Raw genomic sequence first — 21,276 nt, forward strand, 5'->3', positions numbered from 1 at the left:
AAGGGCAAGGGTTCAGATGAACCCAATCCCAAGGAGAAAGAGAATGGAGAAAACCCAAACGAATACAAAACCCCGCATCTATGTGGCCTGCCTCGCGGCCTACAATAACGGCACCCTGCACGGCGCATGGATCGACGCTGGCCTTGGCGAGGACGAGGTAAGGACGGAGATCGTCCGCATGCTGGCGGCATCGCCCATACCGGACGCCGAAGAATACGCGATCCATGACTATGAAGGTTTCGAGGGCGCGACCATCGAGGAGTATTCCGGCATCGGGCGCGTGTGCGAACTCGCCGGATTTATTGCCGAACATGGCGAACTTGGCGGCGCGGTACTCTCGCATTTCGGGGGCGATCTGGAGGAAGCGAGGGACGCGCTGGAAGACCGCTATCTGGGACGCTACCGCAGCCTTGCCGACTACATGGAAGGCGTGACCAAAGAGACGATCAGCGTCCCCGACGCGCTACGCTACTACATCGACTATGAGGCGATGGCGCGGGATGCGGACATGAACGGCGACGTGTTCACCATCCAACTCGGCTATCATGAACTGCACGTGTTCAGCGGTCACTGACAGCCCTGTTATCCGGCGGGTTGCAGGCTTCCTGCAACCCTGCCCAGAGCGGCGAGCGTGCAGGGTGAATGGTCAAGGACGCGGGCCATGGCCGCGCCGTGAGGCTTCCTTGACCAGAGGGGGCGCTAAAGCCCCCTGATCTCTGACTCACTGGTTCGCAAGGCCCGCCAGCATTTCCTCAATCGCGGCGTCCGCGAACTCCACTTCCTCCAATGGCGGCCTTTGCGGGGCGGGCAAGGCGTGCGGCCTGTTCGCCAGCCATGCATATTTGTCGGGGCGGCCACGCACATCGCGGAGCATGCCTCCCATTTCAGGGCGCTCCCAGAAGTTGGGCATCTCCACCGTGAAAAACCCGTGGTCGCGGGATTCCAGCAGTCCCATCTCACCGCCCGTCGCGCGGCGCACATCTTCTACCTGAAGAACGGGGCGCGCTTGTTCGACCAGGTTGTCGCCCGAGCCGTTGACCTGGTTGTTCGAGACGTTGAAGCCGCGCACCATCACGCTCGTTTTCCCCGAGCGGTGCTCGATCTCCTTGAGCGTGTCGGTATCGGGAAGGCCGCGATAGACCGTATGGGCGACGGCCTTCTTCCAGATGCGCGCGGTTTCCCGGCCATACTTGGCCTCGATCTGCGCCGCCGCGTTCTGGAACACGCCGAGGAAATTGATCCCGCCTTCGCGGTAGAGGGTCAGGATTTCATAGAAATTCGAGACGTAGAGCTGGCCCCATTCCTCGCCGACGACGAGCGCGCGCAGCGGCCCGTGCGCGTCGGCGAAGCGCTCGATGACGGCGGCGGCCATCGCGCCGACAAAGGTGCGGCTGGCATCGCTGCGGGCCGATCCTATGATGAAGAGCGCGGTGCGCTCATGCTTCATGTCGGCAGGATCGAACGAATTTGAATCCGTCGCCGCGCGCGCCGCCGATCCCGGCTGAAAACCCTGCAAGCGTTCGATGATGACGGAAGAGTAGGCGTTCCACTGGTCGCGCGATCCCGTGAGGCTCGCGATCTGGCGGCACATGCCCGCATCGTCTTCCAGCCGTGAATCCGACGCCCAGACGAGAAGGTCGTCCGCGATCTCCTCGCGCCCGCGCCCGAAGAAATCCCACAAGCCCCCCGGCGTGCATCGCCAGCGGGAAGAGGGGAAGAGCGCCGTGATCTTGTTGTAGAGCGCGAACGCTGTCCTCACGCCCTGACCGATCCAGCGGCTTTTCGGGTCGGGGTCGATGGGCACCAGATACGAGGCCGCGTCATACGCGGCCTCGCCCAAAATGCCGTGAAGCTCGGGACGCCGGGCAACCTCCAAAAGCCGCGTGTTGAAGTTATACGTCTCGCCCGGATAGCCGTAGAGACGCCCCGGATTGATGAAGCGCACGCGGTATCCCTGCCGCTCCAGCGTCTTCCACGATGCCCACGAAACCTCGCCGTCCTTGGGGTCGGTGATGATCTTGGTCAGATGCGCCGTGCGCGGGGAGACGAGATTGACGCCCAGAAAGCGGGTCAGTTTTCCCTTGCCCGCCTGCGCGTCGATGGCGACGGGTTCGGTGCCGCCATAGACCAGCGCGCGGCCATTGAAGAAGCCAAGCTCGATCCCGCGCCGAAGCCCGCCGGAAGAGGGCGCGGGCACGCTCATAACAGCCCCGATTGTTCGAGGCCGTCCGGGTCGTTCAGTTGCGCATTGCCAAGTTGTCCGCTCGGGTTGGCGTCCAGCATGGCGCGAAGCTGGGCGGCGGCGAGCGCTTCGGCGCGCTCGCGCGCGGTCCGCGCCTGCGCCGCGTCCTGCCATGCGAGACGCTGCTGGGCGTGGGATTCAAACATCCAGAAGAACTGGTAGATTTCCATCAGGCGGCCAAAGCTCATCGGCGCACCTCCTCATCGTCCCACTCGGCGTACTGAAACTGGCGCGGCGGCGGTGCGGCATCGGTGGGCGCATAGCCCCGCGTGGCCTCGTAGAGCGGGCAACGTGCATGGCCGCAGGGATGATTGTCTGACCTTGACGGCGGCAGGGGCGCCGATGCAACAGGCAGGGGAGGCAACACTTGCTGCGCGGGCCCTTCCTCGTTTGTGAGGAGGATGCCGATACCGACCGAGCCGAGCGTGTAGCCGCCGATAAGCAGGTAAGGCCAATAATCGGGGTCGATTTCCGTCTGGAACAAGACAGCGCAGAAGAGAGCGAACGCCGGAACGACCACCGTTCCGATCAGGCCGCGCACGACGAACGCCCGTGCTTCGGGCGGCTCCAGCGTCAGGTCGCCGATGGTGAGCGGCTTGTTCCATGCCGCAAGGCATAGAAGCGAGAGCACAAGCGCGGCGAACGCCGCCAGCGCGAACATGACGGCCACGGCGAAGCCTATGACCGTCACCACAACTGCGAGGGCGAACCCGGTACTGTCCGTGCCGTTCTTTTGAGACATGGCAAAGCTCCTTGATGGCGGGGGCTATCGTTCGAGGCGAAGGGACTGGGAGTAGCCGCGCGTCTGCGCGGGCGGGTCCGCATGGCCGCGCGAGAAGGAGAGGTAGCGTCCGATCTCGCGGCGCAGTTCGAGCAGACGTTCCGCCTGGTCGCGGCGCAGCTCCTTGAAGCGCTCCTGCAATCTCTCCCGCTGCTCTAGCTGCTGCTCGATCAGTTTCTGGCGCTCCTGCGCCTGCCGATCGCGCGTGGCGGCGGCCTCGCGCTCGTTGAGAAGCCGCACCTCCTGGTACTTGCCCGTGATCCGGTGCCAGAGGCCGCGAATGCCCTTCGGCAGACGCGCCGCGCGGTCCTTCGTCTCCGCATCCCATTCGCGGGCATGGCGCTGTTCCTGATTGCCCCGCGCGGTGCGGTGGAACTGCGTCATCTGCGATTTGTATTCGCCGAGCTTGGCCGAGCGGACGCGGAACTGGTCGCGCGATTCCTGGGCATGGCGGCGGATCGCGGGCGTCATCCGCTCGCCGATCAGCTTTTTCGTCTCCATGACACCGGGAAGGTCCGCGCCGTCGCCAAGGCGTTCGGCGACCTGTTTGGTCTTCAGGCCGAGCGCGCGGGGCAGCGATTGCACCTCGCCGCTATGGTCGATGATGACAAAGCTGCGCCTGTCTCCGCGCGCCAGGAAGAAACCGTGCTCTTCGAGGCTGCGTCCGAAGGCGCGGGCGCTATCGGAGCGCGCCCAGCAGTCCTGCAAGGTCTGTTTGAGCCAGCGCGGATCGACGCCCTGCCGCTTGGCCTGTTGCCATTCGGCGAGGGTGAAGTTGGTCGGATTGCGCTCGGCAGGGTTCGCCATGCCGCGCGGCATCTTCCAGCCGTGTTCGAGATAAAGCTCGCGCGAGACCGCCATCAGCTTCGTCTTGAAGAAGGAGAGCTGCTTCGCGGTCATCGTGTCGGCGTCGATGCGGCTCCACACGCAATGCGCATGGCGTCGGCCTTCCTTTTCGTGGAAGACAATCGCTCGGGGCTGGCCTTCCAGCCCCAGCCGCTCCTCGATGCGGTCTATCGCCTGCTCGAACACTTCCGCCGGAACGCGCGCCTGTTCAGGCGGCGAGAGGCTGAGCGAGAAGAGATACTGGCGGCACTTCGTGCCGCGACTGATCGCGTCGGCCTCTTTGAACGCGCCCTTCAAGTCCTCGGAGACGAATCCGCGCAACTCGTGCAGGCGCACATGCTCGTTCTCGTCGGCGCGCATCAGGTGGGCGGCGAGGTCCTGTCCGCCGCTGCGTTGGGAGGCTTTGAGGATCATGTCGCGTCCTGCTCCTTGAAGCCGAGCGCGACGAGAAGCAGGCGGCGAAGATCGCGGATGGCCGCGAGCGCTTCCGCCAACTCCGCTTCCAGTTCCGGCGTGACGGGCAGCGCGCCGATATTGGCGAGGTGCGCGAGCTGGTTGAGGTTGGAGGACAGGCGCGATTGACCGAGTGCGGCCAGCACCTGCGACAGCGCCTTCTGGTCGACGACACTGGCAGACGCGCGCGGCCTTCTCCGCGGCGGCGGCATAGCCCCGTCCAGAATCTTCGCCCTGATATACGAGCCGAGCGGCGCGCCATCGGCCTGCGCCAGCAGCCGCTCGCGTTCTGCCGCCGACAGCCGAAGGCTGAACGGTGGTGGTCTTTTCTTGGGCGGCTTCGCCGCTAAGGCTGCGTTCTGGAAAGTGTCATCTAGGGGCAAGGCGGCACCTGAGAGGAAATCTCTCTCAGGCGTTCGGCATGACCAGCGCGCTCAAGCGTGGTGTTCCAGTCCGTCAGAATCTCGAACAGTCGGTTCGAGGTTTCGACATCCAAGTCCACCAGCGACCCACTAAGTCGCTGAGTGACAAGGAAAATCAGGGAAATCAGCCGGTTGCGCCGTTGAAGTGGGACACAAGGGTGTGCCACAGAGCGGGAATGCAAGCTGTGGCAGGATACAGTCATCTCTACCTTCGTGGCGGGACCTATTGGTTCCGCAGGCGCGTCCCGACGCACCTCTCTGGGCCGCAGGCCCTGACCCCTATGGGGGGAGACCGCGCGCCGCTCCCCACGTATAGGGGTTCGTATGGGTGACCCCAAAACCATCGGCTTTCCTATCGCCGGGGGAGGTGAAATGCTGGAATGGGGAACGGGGGTAATTCATGCCGAAGCCTTACGTCGATGAGGACGCCGCCCGGCGTTTCGTTCTGGTGATGATGTATGAGGCATACGTCCGAGATGAGCGGCTGGATTTCACCCCCAGCCGTATTCATGAGCGGCTCGCGGTCCCGCTCAGCATCGTGAAGGTCATCCTCTCTGATTTGGAGGATGATGATCTGCTTGAGGAGGTGCAAAAGCAGCGCTCGCGAACAGTAGGTTTGATGAGCGAGCGAACGGTTCAAGAATGGGTCGGGACCGGCGCGTATGTGATGACGCGAGATGGCCGTGCCCACGTAAGGAAGATGGCCGACGAGGTGTATGACGCCAGCCTTGTTCACCTAGCGTCCGGTAGCGCGGCGTCGGCCGTATTCAGAGCTGGCCCCGCTCCAGAAGCGCTTAAGGAGCCCGATGCGTGGAGCCCGCTGCCAATCGAACCGGGGAGTCCCCAGGTCGCGGCGGTCAGGGAAGCGCTGGATGAAGTTCTTGCCGTGGTTCAGGCTGAGAATGGCTATGCAGCAAATCATCCAGAGGAGCGTGCGGAGATCATTGCGGCGCTCAGCGCCGCAAAGGCAATGTTCACCTATGCGGGTCAGTTTGGATATACAGCATTCATTGCTTATGTGGTGTCGCCCACCGAGAGATTGCTCAAAAGATTTGAGAAATCGACCATAGTTGGAGGTGCGGTTGCTGTGTTTGTTGCTGCGGTGAAGGACTGGGCTAAGTCCAAGATTGGCGTGGTTCTCGATGAGATTTTTAAGAACCCGAAGTAGGCGGTCCGGCTGCTGCCGCCATTCCGCGGTTGGCCCTTTGTGGATTGGTCACTCGGGCTTCGACCCGGCCCGCTGACGCTCCTCCCGCCTCCAGCGCCGCTCAAGGGCGCGTTGCTCGTGTAGTCGGTCTGCGGAAGTGTAAATGTCCACCTTCACCTTCTTGAAGGAGCTGGCGACATATTGCCAATCCTCCCGCATCTTCTTGATCTGCTCTGCTATCTGCACGCCTGGATCAGAAGCGCCTAGCCGAGAGATGCCTTTGAGCGCGCTGAGATCAAGCTCGTAGCTGTTTCCCTCGCGTGTGCTGGCGTCCCTGGAACGCTTCCACGTCACCGATACGGTATACTTCTGGTCAATGATGGGTTCGAACTCCGTGAGATAGCTCGTGATACCGTGGCCGGGCTTCAGCACGCTAAGGCGCTGGAGGGGGAGTTGCTTCTCAGATCGAGATTCTCCGTTCTGCAGCGGCGGGTCGAACTCGACTTCGATGTCATACGCGGTCGCATTTCCGGTGTTCTCCACGCGCAAGTCTGCATGGATCATTGACCAGCGATTGGGCTCGATGGTCGCCACTACATGCGGCTGGGAGCTTGCATCGGCCATCCGCCGCGTTTCGACGGCGAGAACCTTCGTGACCCGCCATAGCAACAGCGTTGCAATCGCCGTCACGACCGCCCCCAGCACACTCACCACTGTCACTACGATCGTCAGCCAGACCGGCAAGATGCTCTCCCAGCTTCGCGTCAAAGCTCTGCCGGGAATGGTAGGTGTTGTCCTTGTTGGAGCCAAGTGGCGCGAGATGCCCTTGCATGGGACACGGAAGGTGTGACACAAGGGCGACGGGCGATCTGCTAAGATATTGATTTTCTTATGTTGAGTGGGATCTGGAGGTTTTCCTACCGGGCCCACCAGCGACGCGTTCGAGGCCACGCCTGGATCGCGTGCTGGAGTTGATGCCGTAATCTGCGCTGGCCAAGCCGAAGTTGCGTGAGGCGAGCCGCGGAGCAGTCGCGCGGCATGCGCGTGCAGACACCCAAGCCGTCCGACGCCTTCGGCGCGTCCCTGGAGAGGGCGCTCGACGTCGCGGCGGGTCAGGCGACGGCGCGCGCGGCCCTGGCGGCGGTGTTGCGATTGACCGGGCGGGCCAGTCCGAGGCTCTCGCGGAAGGTGGAGCCTTCATAGTCCTCGCGGAAAATCACGCGGCGCTGGAGGATCGGCACGACCTGCTCGACGAAGACCTCGAATTGGCCAGGCAGAGACTGCCCCAGCTTCCCCGCGGGCCAGGCCGCCTCGCCAGCGTCGCCGACGAACCGCGCTGACCGACGGGATTGGCCGTCATGGCCTGGCGTCAGATCGCCCGGGCGCGCCCTTCCCAATAGGGCGCTCGGACCTTGTTGCGCTGGATCTTGCCGGCTTCGCTGCGGGGCAGCGCGTCCACGAAGTCGACGCCGCGCGGGACCTTGTACTTGGCGACCAGCCTGGACGCGAAATCGAGGATGTCGCGCTTGAGTGGCTCCGAGGGCTCGAAACCGGGACGCAGTTGGATCACCGCGCGGACCTCTTCGCCCCACTCGCCGTGGGGGACGCCCACGGTGCAACTGTCCTCCACCGCCGGATGCTTGATGAGCTCGTTGTCGATCTCCTGCGGGTAGATGTTGACCCCGCCGGCGATGATCGTCTCGGCGCTGCGGCCGGTGAGGAACAGCCAGTCGTCCTCGTCCAGATATCCGACATCGCCCATGGTGAAGTAGCCGTCGCGCCGGCCGGCGTCGGTCTTGGCGTCGTCCTTGTAGTAGGTAAAGCCGCCCTGGTCCGTGAGGCTGAGATAGATGGCGCCGGGCACGCCGGGCGGACATTCCTCGCCGTTCTCGTCCAGGATCTTGGCTGCAGCCTTGTGCGGCCGGCGGCCGACCGTGCCCGGCCGTTTGAGCCAATCCTCGGAGGTGACGGTAAAGCCGACGCCGCCCTCGGAGCCGGCGTAGTACTCGAAGAGCACCGGGCCCAGCCATTCGATCATCGCCTGCTTCACCTCGGGCGGGCAGGGGGCCGCGCCATGGGTGATGCGCTTCAGCGAGCTCAGGTCGTACTTGGCGCGGACCTCCGGCGGCAAGGCCAGCATCCGCTGGAACATGATCGGCACGAAATGGCCGCGGGTGACCTTCTGGTCCTGGATCAGTTGCAGGACCTGTTCGGTGTCCCACTTGTCGACGAGGACGGTCGGCACGCCGTTGTTGAGGGCCCGGCGGATGTCCCCGGCGAGCGGCGAGGCGTGGTAGGCCGGGCCGGTGCAGATGTGCTTGTCGACGGCGCGATCATAGATGGGGTCATAGCCGCCGATGGCCTGGGCGTTTGGCTTGTAGACCCCCTTCGGCCGGCCCGTCGTGCCCGAGGAGTAGAGCATGGTCGAGCCGCGCACCGGATCGTCGATGTCCGTTCCCCCATAGGCCGCGATGTCGCCGTAGGGGACGAAGCCCGGCAGGTCGCCGCCGATCGCCACCTTCAGCCGAAGCTGCGGGCAGGCGGCCGCCACGCCCGCAAGGCCCGCGATGCGGGTGTCGGCGAAGAGCGCCTTGGCCTCGCAGTTGTCGACGACATAGGCGATCTCGTCGGGCTTCAGGTGCCAGTTCACCGGCGTCAGGCGGAAGCCGCCGCGCAGGGTGGCGAACAGCACCTCGGGGAACTCGACGCGGTTCGAGCAGACGATGGCGACGGCGTCGCCGGCCTGCAGCCCGTGGTCGCGCATCAGCCGGACCAGCCGATTGGCGCTGGCGTTGAGCTCGCCGAAGGTTCGGCTGGGCCCGGCGGCCTCAAGCACCGCCAGCTTGTCCGGCTGCAGTTCGGCCCAGACGGCCATGCACATGCCGGAGTCCACGGCCGCGTCCACCCGGGCCTTGATCTCGGCCCCCTCGAGCCTCGCCGGCGCATTCATCCCCGCATCTCCCGATCTTTTCGTTGTCTTGGCTCGCGGCTGCGGGCGGCCTCAGGTCCAGAGCGGAGATGAGGCCTTCATGGCGCGGATCATGAACGTCACGCTGGCCACGTCCTGCCCGCCGGCGGCGTCGGCGATGTCGACGTCGTACCAGACGTTCTCGGTCTTCGGGCTCTCGGTGATCTTCCGCATCGTGGTGCGGCCGACATAGTCCTTGTCGGCCAGCAGCGGCCCGGCCAGGTGGCGAACCTCCAGGGCGCCGAACAGGCCCACATAGGGCGTCTTGGCCTTGGCCATCACGAACGGCCGGCTCATGTGCGCCAGGCGGACGGCGAAGGCGGGCGAGAGTACGCCCTCGGCGTCGTACAGAGGCAGGCGCTCGGTGATCCGACCAAGGCCGGCGTCGTAGTCCGCGCGGTTCACTCGCATCGGAATGTCGGCGGTCGTGTCGCCGACCCGGACATCGGCATAGATTCGCAGTCGCGCGGGATCGGCCTCCGCCTGTTCGGCCATGCGCCGTGCGAGTTCCGATGCGGCGTCGCGGGCCTTGGGCGAGGCGGTTCCGACGCAGACCTGCTGGCCGGCGCGGTTGAACATGAGCAAGCGCGCCCTCTGGTCGCCGGGGTGAACGGCCGCCTGCACTTCTTCCTTGTCCACCGTGGCCTGGCTGAAGTGCAGCGAGATGTCGCCGGTCTCGAACCAGCGTCGACCGTACAGCTCCACCAGCATCGGTACGAACTGATCCATGTGGACCGAGCCCGGAACCGTGCCGCCCTTGAAGCCGAGCTTGGAGGCGACCTCGTCGTTGTGGATGGAGCCCGACGCCTGCTGGAAGCCGTTGTGCGGGGCGCGGAACTCGCTGGTCAGGGTGCGCTGGGCGGCCTCGCTCATTGCACGGCCCCTTCGGTCACCAGGCCCATCATGCTCTCGAAGTTGGCGCGATAGAAGCGGGCGCGGTCGTCCTCGCTCAGGCCCTCGAAGGTGCGCTCGAAGCGAGCGATCGGGTCGTTGGTGCCCTCCGGATGCGGGTAGTCGCTGGAGAACATGTAGAGGTCAGCCCCGCTGTCGCGGATCAGGTAGCCGGCGTCCTCGCCCGGGAAGGGCGTGAACTTCACGTGGCGACGGATGATCTCGGAGGGCTTGGCCGACAGCGCCTTGAGGTAGGGATCGGTCCGGCCGAAGGAGCGCGCGCCCATGTCCATCTGGCGCAGGAAGCCCGGCACCCAGTAGGCGCCGTACTCGATGACGCCGCCGCGCAGTTCCGGCTGGCGGTCGAAGAGGCCGTCATAGACCAGCGCGCCGAGGAACATCTCGGCGGAGTGGGGCAGGGCCACATAGTCCTTGAAGCGGAGGTTCTCGCCGCCGCCATGCAGGTCGGGCGACTTGGGCTTGCCGTTGTTCACATATTCCGCGGGCATGGTGCGCGAACCCGCGCCGATGTGCAGCACGAAGGGGGTCCGGCTCGCGGCCAGCAGGGCCCAGAACGGTTCGAGGTCCGGGTGGCCGGGAGATTTGTCGCCGGCAGGAGTCGACGGGACCCAGATCGCGCGGCAGCCCAGGCGGATCGCCTCCTGCGCCTCTTCCAGCGCGCGCGCCGGGTCGTCCAGCGGCACATAGGCCACGCCCAGCAGGCGCGGGTCGCGGCAGAAGGCGGCCATCGCCTTGTTGGCGGCTCGCGCCCCGGCATAGAGCACGTCCTGGTCGCTGCTGGTCCGGAAGGGGCGCAGGGCCGAGGTCGGGAAGACCAGTTGGCTGGCGAAGCCCAACTCCTCGAGCGCGTGGATCCGCTCGGCCGGGTCGTAGGCGCCGTAGGCGAGTCGGCCCTTGGGACCGCCGATCAGGCCCTCGATGACCTTTTCCTTCGGCGCTTCCACCGGCGGGCGGGTGGAGGGCGGGTCCCGGCGCAACAGCCGGTCCTTCATGGCGTCTTCGGCGAACGGGACCAGCCAGTCGGCCGGCTCCATGACGTGGCTATCAGCGTCGTGGAAGACGCGCCCGGCGGCATAAGGCATGCCCGTTTCCTCCTCTTTATTGACATTGACACTATGACATCGGCGCGGGCCTGTCTCGGCTAAAAGCGGGGCGGCCAGGTTCGCCTGGCGCCTGCACGACCTCGCGTCCGGCCGCGAGCCGGTCTAAACGCGAAGGGCAATGCCGCTTGAGTCGAAAGGCCGATGACCCATCGCCGGAACCATAGTCATCACGAACGGCTCGCATGAGCCGCGTGCGACTTCGGCGGGGGCGGCGTCTGGCGCCCGAGGCGCGCCGCGAGAGCCTGCTGGCGATCGCCGCGGATCTGCTGTTGGAGCAGGGCTACCTGCCGCTGGGCGTCCAGGACCTGGCGGACGGCGCGAAGGTCAGCAAGGCGCTAGTCTACAAGTATTTTCCCGGCCGGCACGACCTCTATAACGCGCTCCTGGAGGCCAGCTTGGATGCGTTGTCCGAGGCCGTACTGTCGGCGGCGGCGCGCGAACAAGACGCAGTTCGGCTCGCTACGGCCACGGCCGAGGCCTATTTTCGCTACGTCGCCCAGGCCGGGCCGCTGATCCAACTCATCTTGCGGGACCGGTTCATGGCGGGGCATGTGTCGCGCCAGGTGACCGCCTTCCGAGATCGGATCACGCGGCGGTTGGCGCGAGCCCTTTGCGCGCAGTTCGGCTTGTCGCCTCGCCAGGCTGTGGCCTGCGTCGGCATCGGCCTGACCATGCCGGAAGAGTGCGGGCGGCTGGTCTACCAGGGCGACCTGGACCTTGAGCGCGGCTCGGTCCTTTGCCACGAGCTCGTGCTAGGCGTGATCGACGTCGCCCGCCGAGGCGGCCTGGAAACGCGCCGCTAGTCGTCGATTGCCGGCCTCGACGATCTCGGCGGCCAGATTCTCCGCCACATCGAGCCCGAGGCGCCCGCGCGCGATCATCCGCCCCGTGCGCAACACGGCGCTGGTCAGGACCATGGTGGCCGCTCTCGCGACATCCTCAGGCACGCCGTGGCTATGGCTGAAGCGGCCGGCGACGACCTCTGTGTTGGCGGCGCGAAGCGCGCGCTGCTCGCGGCGCAGTCCCTTGCGAACCGCCGGCGCGGCTTGCAGCACCTGCAGCAGGCCGCCGCGGCTGGCGATCTCGCGCAAGTAGGTCACGGTGGAGAGGCGCAGCCGCTCGGCCGGCCGCGTGGCGGTGTCGATGCGTTGCTGCTGGGCGGCGCGCACGGCCTGCAGCTCCCGGCGGGCGAGCTCGACCAGCAGGTCGTCCACCGACGGGAAGAAGTGATAGGCGCGCGGCGCGGTCAGGCCGACGTCGCGCGCGACGCGCTTGATGCTGACCGCGTGCAGGCCTTCGCGGACGATGATCTGCGCCGCCGCGTCGAGCAGATGGGCCCGACGTTCCTCCAACGGCAATCGCGAGCTGGCCCGGCGGGCGACCATCCGGCCCGGCGCGATCCGCAGGACGTTCTCGACGCCGTCCGGCGCGGGCGGCAGCGGCGGCGGGGAGGGCGCGCGGCCTGCCTTGACCTTCCCCCAATGGCCCCGGCTCGGATACGGGATCGAGGTGCGATCGCAGATCTTGGCCAGGCCGCTGGCGCTGAGGCCCAGTTGGCGAGCCACGGCCGACAGCGGCTCTCGCCATACGCGCTCGAAGAGCGCGTCGCGGGTCAGTTGGATCGGCGGCGGCGCGGTCATTGAGGCCATAGCATAGCCGTACTCTCCGCTGGCGCCAGCACAGCCAGCACGGCGGACGCATTGATTGATGACATTCACACTACTTCGGATACAACGCTCGAAAACACGATGCTGGCGGGATGGCAGACATGCAGGCGACGCTCTCGGCTCCAGAGTCCCTTGAGGACTTCCGTCTCGACGTTCGCGCCTGGCTGGACGAGGCCTTTCCGTCGGTCCTGGCCGGCCGGGCTCCCCAGGCCGGTGAAGCCGAGCCGGACAGCGAGGCCTATGGGCGCTGGAGGACCGCGCTTTGCGAGAAGGGCTGGGGGACGCCGACCTGGCCGGCGGCCTACGGCGGCGGCGGCCTGACGGTTGCGCAGGCCCGCGTGCTTCGCGAGGAGATGCGCCGGCTCGGGGCCTGGAACCCGATCGGCTACAGCATGGGCGTGCGGATGCTTGGGCCGACCTTGCTGGAATACGGAACCGAGGCTCAGAAGCAGGCCCATATTCCACCGATCGCCCGCGGCGAGACGCGCTGGTGCCAGGGCTATTCCGAGCCGGGCGCAGGCTCGGACCTGGCGTCGCTCCAGACCCGGGCCGAAGACCGGGGAGACCACTTCCTGGTCAACGGTCAAAAGACGTGGACGAGCGGCGCTAATCATGCCGATTGGTGCTTCTGCCTGGTCCGTACCGATCCGACCCGAAAGCACGACGGCATTTCGTTCCTGCTGATCGACATGCGCTCGCGGGGGGTGGAGGCGCGGCCGATCCGACTGATCTCGGGCCGCTCGCCGTTCTGCGAGACCTTCCTGACCGATGTGCGGGTTCCGAAGGAGAATCTGGTCGGCCCGCTGAACGGCGGGTGGACGATCGGTAAGCGGCTGCTGCAGTACGAGCGCCAGCGGAGCGAGGATGCGCCGCCGCGGGCCACGGAAAAGCGTCCGATCGAGGAGGTCGTCGTCCAGTACCTCGGGCGCGACGAGGACGGCCGCCTGGCCGACCGCGACCTGCGCATGCGGCTTGTGCGGCATGCGATGGAGCGGCAGGCGTTTGCGCTGACCATGCAGCGCGTGGCGCTCGAGGCCGGGGCGGGCGGACCGACCGCAGCCACGTCCATCCTGAAGAACGTCTCATCGCTTCTGGTGCAGGAGCGGGCCGAGCTGCTGGTCGAGGCGCTCGGCCAGCAGGGGCTCGGATGGGGGGGGACCGGGTTCAACGCCGACGAACTGGCATGCGTGCGTGAATGGCTCTCGGGCAAGGCGAACACGATCTTCGCCGGTTCCTACGAGATTCAGAACAACATCATCGCCAAGCGGATCTTGGGGCTTCCCGAGATCGCATCGTCAAGTTGACGACGTCCGCGCCTCAATGGGAGGCCGGCTGGGCGTGGCGGGCGCCCTGGCGGACGATCTCGTCGGCGGCCTGGGCGGCGATCACCTCGGGCTCGGTCCCGGGCACGCCAAGGCCCCGCAGCAGCAGGGCGCACATCTGCTGGGCCAGGCTGACGGCCAGGGTCATGGTCGGCTCCTGGGTGATGCGGATCAGGGCCAGTTGCGCGACGCCCAGCACGAAGAGGACGCCGGACTCCATCGTCGCCAGCTTGAAGCGTCCCTGGGCGAGGCCGCGCGCGACGTCGTCCACCAGGCCCCGGTTCAGCGGCGTCGAGGTCGAGGTGTGGCCGCTGTGGATCCGCACCAGCACGCCGGCCCGTTCGGGATCGTCCACGGCGTAGCGCAGGTAGACGCAGACGGCCCGCGCCATGCGGTGGGCCGGGTCCTCGACGCCGGCGTTGGCCCGGCTCACGGCATGCTCCACCTCCGAGCGGATCTCCGCGGTGACCTCGCGCACCAGGGCGTCGCGGTCGGGGAAGTGATTGTAGAAGCTGCCCTTGGAGACCTCGGCCGCCTGGACGATGTCGTCGATCGCCACGGCGTCGACCGGCCGCTCGCAGAACAGGCGGCGCCCCGCGGTGAGCAGCGCGGCCCGCGTGCGCTCGGCGCGCTCGGTGCGTTTACCGTTCAATCCCTGGCCTCCGCCATCAGCTTCATCTCCGCGGCGAGGGCCGGGCGAGCGAGCATGCGCTGCTGGAATTGATCGAGATCGGGCGTGGAAGCAAGGCGGCCGGCCACGGCTGGGGCTCCCTCAGGCGACTTGCGGGCGCAGGGCTTGTCGGTAGGCGGCGGCCAGATCCTGCGGCTCGCCGGCGCCGAAGACATAGCGGTCGGGCCGCACCAGCACGGCGGCGGCCTGGCGGGCGTCGAGCCATCCGGCCAGCTCGGCGCGGAACGGCGCGAGCCTCGGATCGGCGAGGTCGATCGCGCCGTCGAGGGCCGCCGGCGTCCGGGTGATCAGCCACGGCCCTTCGCCCAGCGCGTCGTCGAGGCGCAGGCGGCGCTCCGGCGTTCCGGCCACCGGCTGCGGGAAGAGGGCGCCGGCGCCGGGCGATCCGGCCATCACGCAGTCGCCGGCCAGCGGGGCGGGCGCGGCCGGCGGCAAGGGGGCGGCGCCGGCTGCGCGCTGGGCCAGCATGCCGGCGTCGCGCTGGGCGGCGACCTGCGGATCGAGCGTGCAGACCACCCGCCCCATGCCGATGGCCAGTTCGATATAGGTCCGCACATGCGGTTCGCGTTCGACCTGGTAGGTGTCCAGCAGCGCCGCGTCCGCCTGGCCGGCGAGCACGGCCTTCAGCTTCCAGGCGAGGTTGGCGGCGTCGCGAAGGCCCGAGCACATGCCCTGGCCGGCGAAGGGCGGCATCTGGTGGGCGGAGTCGCCGGCCAGCAGCACGCGCCCGGTCCGCCACGCCTTGGCGACCAGGCCGTGGAACCGGTAGACGGCCTTGCGCTCGATGCGGACCGGGCCGCAGTCCCAGGCCGCCAGCAACGGTGCGATGAAGCCGTCGTCCAGCACCTGCTCGGGCGTCTCGCCGGGCAGCAGCATGAATTCCCAGCGGTGACGGCCGGGGCCCATCAGCACGCAGGTGGTCGGCCGGGCCGGATCGCAGATCTGCAGATTGACCTGCGGCGTGCGCGCGCCGTCCTCGACCACGGCGTCGAGCACCAGCCAGGGCTCGTCGAAGCGATAGTCGTCGAGCTCTCCGCCGACCGCCTCGCGCACCGGGCTCGAGGCGCCGTCGCAGCCGACCAGGTAGCGGGCGCGGACGCTGGAGGCGCCGCCTGGCCCCGCGATGACCGCGCTCACGCCCTGGGCGTCCTGGTCCAGCCGGGTGAAGCGATGGGCCAGGCGCACCTGGGCCAGGGGGCTCTCGTCCAGCCTGGCGCGCAGCGCGGTCTCGACCGCCGGCTGGTGGAACATGTAGCCGCTCGCCCAGCCGCAGGGGGCGAGCGGCGGCAGGTCCATGCGCACCAGGAGCTGGCCGTCGGCGGCGCGAAACTCGTAGGCGGGCGCGGGGCGGGCGTGGCGGGCGACCTCCTCGGCGATCCCGACCTGCTGGAACAGCCGCATGATCTCGTGGTCGAAATGCGCGGCGCGGGGCAGGGGATAGACCGCCGTGTCCTTGTCGATCGCGATGGTGCTGACGCCCGACCGCGCCAGCAGCACGCCCAGCATGGCGCCGACCGGGCCCAGCCCGACGATCAGGACGTCGCAGTCGAAGCCGTCGTCACGCACGGCCGGGCTCCGGCGCGCAGGGGTTCTCGATGGCGCCCAGGCCGTCGATCTCGATGCGGACGACGTCGCCGGCCTTGAGGAACTGCATCGGCTTCATGGCCGCGCCGATCCCGCCCGGCGTGCCGGTGAAGATGAGGTCGCCGGCCTCCAGGGTCATGGCCTGGCTCAGGTGCTCGATCTGGTCCCAGAGGTCGAAGACCAGATGCCGGGTGTTGGAGTCCTGCCGCGTCTGCCCGTTGACCAGGCAGCGGATGCCCAGGACGTGCGGGTCGGGGACCTCGTCGGCGGTGGTGATCCAGGGGCCGAACGGGGCGTGGGTGTCGAAGGACTTGCCCACCACCCATTGCGGGGTGCGGTGCTGCCAGGCGCGCTCGGTGGCGTCGTTACCGACGCAGTAGCCGAACACCGCCCCGGGCGCGTCGGCCTTGGCCACGTGCCGGCCGCCCTGGCCGATCACCGCGACGAGTTCGGCCTCGTAGTCGAGGGTCTGCGAGACCTTGGGCACGTCGATCGGGTCGAAGGGGCCGTTGGCGGCGGTCGGCGCCTTGGAGAACCACACCTGATGCTCGGGCGTGCCCAGATTGCTCTCGGCGATATGATCGGCGTAGTTCAGGCCGATGGCCATGATCTTGCCCGGCCGGCGGATCGGGGCCAGCAGCCGGACCTGATCCAGCGGCAGGGCGCCGGCCGCCGCGGCGGCGATGGCGCGGACCTCGTTCTCGACCTGGGGCCAGGCGGCGATGAGGCCGGTCATGTCGGCCGGCAGGCCAGGGGCTGCGCGGTTTAGCGGGACGATGCGGTCGCCGGCGACGGCGCCAAGCTCGGGCGTCGCGCCGGCCTGGAAGGTGGCGAGTTTCATGATCTTGTCTCCGGGGGCTCAGCCCATGGTCGGCGGCGCGGGCGGGCCCCACTGCACGCCCAGCAGGTCGGTGACGCCGGCGACGTTCGAGCCGTCGTCGGCGGTGAAGAGGTCGCCGTCGGTCCAGTGCTCCAAGGTGTGACCCCAGGGATCGCGCCAGTAGTCGAAGACCTGGCTGCCGAGGATGTGCCGCCCCACGCCCCATTCCTGGTGGCGCCCGGCGTCCTTCAGCGTCTGGTGGCCGGCCATCAGGTCGTCGAGGTCGGCCACCTCGAAGGCGGCGTGGTTGAAGCCGGGGCCGGTCGGCGCCTGGACCAGGAACAGGGTGTGGTGGTCGGTCGGGGTCGCGCCGCGGTCGCAGCGCAGGAAGGCGCCGATGGAAAACTCCGGCGTCAGGGCGATCTCGTCGGAGGTGATGAAGCCGAACCGGTCCTTGTACCAGCGCTCGCTGGCGCGGAAGTCGGACACGTTCAGCACGCAATGGCCCAGGCGGACGACATGGGCCGGGCCGCCGCCGACGCGCTTGGTCCGGCGCAGGCGCCGGCGGCCGGCGGCCGAGTTCCAGGGTTCGCGCGCGGGCAGGGGGGCGGGCGGCTTGGCGGCCTGGCCGGCGACCACCTCGACGCGATGGCCGTCGGGGTCGGCGAGCGAGACGACATGGCCGCCGCCGGGCGCGTCGAGATCCGTTATGGCCACCCCTTCGGCGGCGGCAAGCGTCTCCAGGTCGGCCAGCGACCGGGCGCGCAGGCCAAGCCCCGCGAACCCGGGCTCGCCCGGCTCGGTGACGTGCAGGAAGGGGCTCTCGCCGGCGCCGTGGGCGAACAGCCGGCCGCCATCCGGCGCGACCGTCAAGCCGAAGTCCTCGAGGAAGCCCTGCATCCCGGCAAGGTCGGGCGCCCGGAAGCGGACGAAGGCGATGTCCTCGATCTTGATCGTGCTCATGCCGCGCTCTCAAAATGACTATTTGGTCAATCTTGGCGACGGGCTCCGCGCGCTGCAAGCGGAAAATTACCTTGCAATGGGCACGACGGGTCGCCATCAAATGACCAAGTGGTCAAATATTGGGGGTTTCCGATGGGCGACTGCGCCTGCGGACGGATCGACGTCCACTCGCACTTCCTGCCGGACGTCTACGGCGAGGCGCTGGCCAAGGCCGGGTTGACCAGCCTGGACGGCGGCATGCCGATCCCGGCCTGGAGCGCGGCGGCGGCCATCGAGATGATGGATCGCCAGCAGATCGACACGGCGATGGTGTCGCTGTCCTCGCCCTCGGCGCACTTCCTGCCGCAGGCAGAGCGGCCGGCGCTGTGCCGGCAGGTCAACGCGGCGGGCGCGGCGCTGGTGCGGGACTACCCCGGCCGCTTCGGCTTCTTCGCCAGCCTGCCGATGCCGGACGTCGAGGCGGCGCTGGCGGAGATCGCCTACGCCTTCGACCGCCTGGGCGTGGACGGGGTCATCCTGGAGACCAACAGCGACGGCGAGTATCTCGGCTCGCCCAGGTTCGCGCCGGTGTTCGCCGAGCTCAACCGCCGCGGCGCGGTGGTGTTCCTGCACCCCACCAGCCCGGCCTGTTTCGAGCAGGTCGGGCTGGGGCGGCCGGCGCCGATGCTGGAGTTCCCGCTCGATACGACGCGGACGATCGTCGACCTTCTCTATTCGCGGACCTTGCAGGCCAATCCCGATCTGAAGGTCATCGTCCCGCACGGCGGCGCGGCCCTGCCGGCCCTGGTCGCGCGGATCGCCGCCTTCGCCAATCTGCCGTTCATCGCGCCGCGCCCGGCCAGCGAGGAGGAGGTCTTCGAGACCCTGCGCAGGCTCTATTACGACGTGGCGCTGTCGGCGCATCCGGTGGCGCTGGAGGGCCTGCGCCGCATCGCGCCGATCACCCAGATCCTGTTCGGCAGCGACTGGCCGTTCACGCCGGAGTTCGGCGTCGCGCGCAACCTGCACCAACTGACGAACGACAACGGGCTGAGCGAGGCCGACCTGCAGGCCATCGCCCGGACCAACGCCGAGCGCGTCTTTCCGAGGTTGGTTCAGCTATCGAAGGGGTGACGGCGCCCGTCCCAAACCGCGTCCGCAAAGCCGGGGTTGTCCAGTGATCGATATAGTGGCACGAATAGTGTCAATATAGGATCGGGAGGCGACGACGATGAAGCGGCGTTGGAAGTTGCTGGGCGCGTCCGCGCTGGTGCTGGCGGCGGGGCTGGCGCTGGTGGCCACGAACCGCACCACGATCCTGTCCATGGTCGCGCGCGCCCGCATGCCGCCGGTCGAGCCCAACCGCGAGGTGACCTGGGCCCAGGGGCCGCAGACGCCTGCGGCGGCGGTGCGGCCGCCCAATGTCGTGTTCATCCTGGCCGACGACCTCGGCTACAACGACATCACCTTCAACGGCGGCGGCGTGGCGAACGGCGCCGTGCCGACCCCGAACATCGACTCCATCGGCAAGGAGGGCGTCGCCTTCGCCGCCGGATATGCAGGCAACGCGACCTGCGCGCCGTCGCGCGCAGCGCTCCTGACCGGCCGCTATCCGACCCGCTTCGGCTTCGAGTTCACCCCCGCGCCGGTGGCGTTCGAGCGGATGGTCGGCACCGAGGCCGAGCCGGGCGCGATCGTGAAGCCGAAGTTCTTCCCCGAGCGCATCAAGGACATGCCGCCCGGCAGCGCGGACCGCACGCCGACGGCGGTCAACGAGCTGAGCATGCCCGCCAGCGAGATCACCATCGCCGAGGTGCTGAAGGCGCGCGGCTATCACACCGTGCATCTGGGCAAGTGGCACCTGGGCGGCAAGACGGGCTCGCGGCCCGAGGACCAGGGCTTCGACGAGAGCCTGGGCTTCATCGCCGGCGGCTCGATGTTCCTGCCCGAGAAGGACCCGGGCGTGGTCAACTCCAAGCAGCCCTGGGACCCTATCGACCGCTTCCTGTGGCCGAACCTGCCCTATGCGGTGCAGTACAACGGCTCGTCCCTGTTCCAGCCCAAGGGCTACATGACCGACTACCTCACCGACGAGGCGGTCAAGTCGATCAAGGCCAACCGCAACCGGCCGTTCTTCCTCTACTACGCCCCCAACGCGATCCACACGCCGTTGCAGGCCAAGAAGGAGGACTATGACGCCCTGCCGCAGATCAAGGACCACCGGACCCGCGTCTACGGCGCCATGGCCCGCAACCTGGACCACAATGTCGGCCGCATCCTCCAGGCGCTCAAGGACGAGGGGCTGGACCAGAACACCCTGGTGATCTTCACCAGCGACAACGGCGGCGCCGGCTATGTCGGCCTGCCGGACGTCAACAAGCCCTATCGCGGCTTCAAGTCGACCTTCTTCGAGGGCGGCGTCCACACGCCGTTCTTCATGCGCTGGCCAGGCGCCATCCCGGCCGGGTCGACCTATCGCTATCCGGTCGGCCACATCGACATCTTCGCCACCGCGGCGGCGGCGGGCGGGGCGCCGCTGCCGAGCGATCGTCCGATCGACGGCGTCGACCTGCTGCCGCACGTGCAGGGCAAGAACCCGACGCGGCCGCACCAGACGCTGTTCTGGCGTTCGGGCCAGTACAAGGCCGTCCTCGACGGCGATTGGAAGCTGCAGGTCAACGAGGCGCGGGGCAAGGTCTGGCTGCATGACCTGGCCAGCGATCCCACCGAGCAGCGCGACCTGGCCGCCGCCCAGCCCGAGAAGGTCAAGGCGCTGAGGGACCTGATCGCCCGGCAGGACGCCCAGAGCGTCAAGCCGATCTGGCCCTCGCTGCTGCAGGGGCCGGTGTTCATCGACAAGCCGGGCGGCGTTCCGCAGAAGGCCGGCGACGAATACATCCTCTGGGACAACTAGGCTGCCCGGGGCCTCTCCGGGCGGGCGGACGCGAGCCTAGAAGCCTTCGCCGGGCTTGGTGCGGATGTTGAGCTGGCCGGCCAGGCCGGCGATCCGGTGGTGCTCGATGGCGTGCATCTGCGGCGACATCGCCATCTGCTGGAAGGCGGCCAGCGACGGATATTCGGCCAGGGCGACCATGTCCCAGAGGTCCTCGACCTCGCCGATCAGCAGGCCGGTGACCTGGCCGCCATAGCGGATCCTGCCGCCCAGGCCCTCGACCAGCTTGCGGACCTCCTCGCCGTAGCGGGCATAGGCCTCCGCGCCGGTGAGGTGGCCGTCCGAGCCGTCGGGATACTCGGCCTTGGGCTTGAACTTCAGCAGATTGACCATGACGAACGGGCCGTCTTCGGCGCCGCCGAAGAACTCCATGGCCTGCTCGTGGGGCGGATAGACGGCGTTGGCGACCTGCATGGCGGCGGC

At 67.8% G+C, this 21,276-nt stretch carries 22 protein-coding genes; 6 read left to right on the forward strand and 16 right to left on the reverse strand.

Features of this window, described 5'->3' with window-relative positions; all coding sequences use genetic code 11:
- Window positions 1-43: 43 nt before the first annotated feature.
- Entirely contained in the window at window positions 44-574 is a 531-nt protein-coding gene (locus RTL41_RS05155) for an antirestriction protein ArdA (protein ID WP_312162015.1), read from the forward strand.
- Window positions 575-721: 147 nt separating this feature from the next.
- On the opposite strand, the gene RTL41_RS05160 is transcribed toward RTL41_RS05155, so the two are convergent.
- The 5 genes from RTL41_RS05160 to RTL41_RS05180 are packed head-to-tail and all read right to left on the reverse strand — an operon-like array spanning window position 722 to window position 4,705.
- The gene (locus tag RTL41_RS05160) at window positions 722-2,203 is read right to left on the reverse strand and encodes a TraM recognition domain-containing protein (RefSeq protein WP_312162017.1); all 1,482 of its coding nucleotides are present in this window, start codon (window positions 2,201-2,203) and stop codon (window positions 722-724) included.
- On the reverse strand, window positions 2,200-2,430 hold the full coding sequence (locus tag RTL41_RS05165; RefSeq protein ID WP_312162019.1) for a hypothetical protein: 231 nt from the start codon (window positions 2,428-2,430) through the stop codon (window positions 2,200-2,202). Before RTL41_RS05165 ends, RTL41_RS05160 begins: the two co-directional genes overlap by 4 nt.
- Complete coding sequence (locus RTL41_RS05170; RefSeq protein WP_312162022.1) at window positions 2,427-2,984, reverse strand: hypothetical protein; 558 nt, start codon at window positions 2,982-2,984, stop codon at window positions 2,427-2,429. Before RTL41_RS05170 ends, RTL41_RS05165 begins: the two co-directional genes overlap by 4 nt.
- A gap of 24 nt (window positions 2,985-3,008) precedes the next feature.
- Window positions 3,009-4,283: a relaxase/mobilization nuclease domain-containing protein gene (locus RTL41_RS05175; protein WP_312162025.1), complete on the reverse strand. Its 1,275-nt coding sequence runs from the start codon at window positions 4,281-4,283 to the stop codon at window positions 3,009-3,011.
- Window positions 4,280-4,705: a hypothetical protein gene (locus tag RTL41_RS05180; protein ID WP_312162028.1), complete on the reverse strand. Its 426-nt coding sequence runs from the start codon at window positions 4,703-4,705 to the stop codon at window positions 4,280-4,282. The genes RTL41_RS05175 and RTL41_RS05180 overlap by 4 nt, the downstream gene beginning before the upstream one ends.
- 439 nt (window positions 4,706-5,144) lie before the next feature.
- Here RTL41_RS05180 and RTL41_RS05185 point away from each other — a divergent pair, with 439 nt between their 5' ends.
- On the forward strand, window positions 5,145-5,912 hold the full coding sequence (locus RTL41_RS05185; protein WP_312162030.1) for a hypothetical protein: 768 nt from the start codon (window positions 5,145-5,147) through the stop codon (window positions 5,910-5,912).
- A 48-nt stretch (window positions 5,913-5,960) separates the two neighbouring features.
- Here the strand turns inward: RTL41_RS05185 and RTL41_RS05190 are convergent, their stop codons facing one another.
- The 5 genes from RTL41_RS05190 to RTL41_RS05210 form a co-directional block, all read right to left on the reverse strand.
- Complete coding sequence (locus tag RTL41_RS05190) at window positions 5,961-6,635, reverse strand: hypothetical protein (RefSeq protein ID WP_312162032.1); 675 nt, start codon at window positions 6,633-6,635, stop codon at window positions 5,961-5,963.
- 368 nt (window positions 6,636-7,003) lie between these two features.
- A complete protein-coding gene (locus tag RTL41_RS05195; protein WP_409418307.1) occupies window positions 7,004-7,132 on the reverse strand; it encodes a hypothetical protein in 129 nt (42 codons plus the stop codon).
- Window positions 7,133-7,260: 128 nt separating this feature from the next.
- Complete coding sequence (locus RTL41_RS05200; protein WP_312162034.1) at window positions 7,261-8,841, reverse strand: AMP-binding protein; 1,581 nt, start codon at window positions 8,839-8,841, stop codon at window positions 7,261-7,263.
- Window positions 8,842-8,892: 51 nt separating this feature from the next.
- Window positions 8,893-9,732, reverse strand: coding sequence for a hypothetical protein (locus RTL41_RS05205; protein WP_312162036.1), 840 nt, complete (start codon window positions 9,730-9,732; stop codon window positions 8,893-8,895).
- A complete protein-coding gene (locus RTL41_RS05210; protein ID WP_312162038.1) occupies window positions 9,729-10,853 on the reverse strand; it encodes an amidohydrolase family protein in 1,125 nt (374 codons plus the stop codon). Before RTL41_RS05210 ends, RTL41_RS05205 begins: the two co-directional genes overlap by 4 nt.
- Before the next feature lie 203 nt (window positions 10,854-11,056).
- On the opposite strand from RTL41_RS05210, the gene RTL41_RS05215 reads away from it, so the two are divergent.
- On the forward strand, window positions 11,057-11,677 hold the full coding sequence (locus RTL41_RS05215; protein WP_312162041.1) for a TetR/AcrR family transcriptional regulator: 621 nt from the start codon (window positions 11,057-11,059) through the stop codon (window positions 11,675-11,677).
- Here the strand turns inward: RTL41_RS05215 and RTL41_RS05220 are convergent.
- A complete protein-coding gene (locus RTL41_RS05220; RefSeq protein WP_312162043.1) occupies window positions 11,627-12,514 on the reverse strand; it encodes a TetR/AcrR family transcriptional regulator in 888 nt (295 codons plus the stop codon). The two genes, RTL41_RS05215 and RTL41_RS05220, sit on opposite strands and share 51 nt — an antisense overlap.
- A gap of 119 nt (window positions 12,515-12,633) precedes the next feature.
- Here RTL41_RS05220 and RTL41_RS05225 point away from each other — a divergent pair, with 119 nt between their 5' ends.
- Entirely contained in the window at window positions 12,634-13,845 is a 1,212-nt protein-coding gene (locus tag RTL41_RS05225) for an acyl-CoA dehydrogenase family protein (protein WP_409418308.1), read from the forward strand.
- A gap of 13 nt (window positions 13,846-13,858) precedes the next feature.
- Here RTL41_RS05225 and RTL41_RS05230 read toward each other — a convergent pair whose 3' ends face one another.
- From RTL41_RS05230 to RTL41_RS05245, 4 genes are all read right to left on the reverse strand, one after another.
- Complete coding sequence (locus tag RTL41_RS05230) at window positions 13,859-14,515, reverse strand: TetR/AcrR family transcriptional regulator (RefSeq protein WP_312162048.1); 657 nt, start codon at window positions 14,513-14,515, stop codon at window positions 13,859-13,861.
- A 120-nt stretch (window positions 14,516-14,635) separates the two neighbouring features.
- Window positions 14,636-16,120, reverse strand: coding sequence for a bifunctional 3-(3-hydroxy-phenyl)propionate/3-hydroxycinnamic acid hydroxylase (locus RTL41_RS05235; protein ID WP_312162050.1), 1,485 nt, complete (start codon window positions 16,118-16,120; stop codon window positions 14,636-14,638).
- Window positions 16,113-16,979, reverse strand: coding sequence for a fumarylacetoacetate hydrolase family protein (locus RTL41_RS05240; protein WP_312162053.1), 867 nt, complete (start codon window positions 16,977-16,979; stop codon window positions 16,113-16,115). The genes RTL41_RS05235 and RTL41_RS05240 overlap by 8 nt, the downstream gene beginning before the upstream one ends.
- An 18-nt stretch (window positions 16,980-16,997) precedes the next feature.
- Window positions 16,998-17,921: a VOC family protein gene (locus RTL41_RS05245; protein WP_312162056.1), complete on the reverse strand. Its 924-nt coding sequence runs from the start codon at window positions 17,919-17,921 to the stop codon at window positions 16,998-17,000.
- Between the two features lie 132 nt (window positions 17,922-18,053).
- Here RTL41_RS05245 and RTL41_RS05250 point away from each other — a divergent pair, with 132 nt between their 5' ends.
- Together RTL41_RS05250 and RTL41_RS05255 are read left to right on the forward strand one after the other, a co-directional pair.
- Entirely contained in the window at window positions 18,054-19,034 is a 981-nt protein-coding gene (locus tag RTL41_RS05250; RefSeq protein WP_312162058.1) for an amidohydrolase family protein, read from the forward strand.
- A gap of 97 nt (window positions 19,035-19,131) precedes the next feature.
- Window positions 19,132-20,814 carry a sulfatase-like hydrolase/transferase gene (locus RTL41_RS05255; protein WP_312162060.1) on the forward strand — a complete coding sequence of 561 codons (1,683 nt, stop codon included), beginning with the start codon at window positions 19,132-19,134 and terminating at the stop codon, window positions 20,812-20,814.
- Window positions 20,815-20,850: 36 nt separating this feature from the next.
- Here the strand turns inward: RTL41_RS05255 and RTL41_RS05260 are convergent, their stop codons facing one another.
- On the reverse strand, window positions 20,851-21,267 hold the full coding sequence (locus RTL41_RS05260) for a DUF1330 domain-containing protein (protein WP_312162062.1): 417 nt from the start codon (window positions 21,265-21,267) through the stop codon (window positions 20,851-20,853).
- Between the last annotated feature and the right edge of the window lie 9 nt (window positions 21,268-21,276).

Origin of the sequence: Phenylobacterium sp., assembly GCF_031984885.1 — a bacterium.
In the GTDB taxonomy this organism is placed as follows: domain Bacteria; phylum Pseudomonadota; class Alphaproteobacteria; order Caulobacterales; family Caulobacteraceae; genus Phenylobacterium.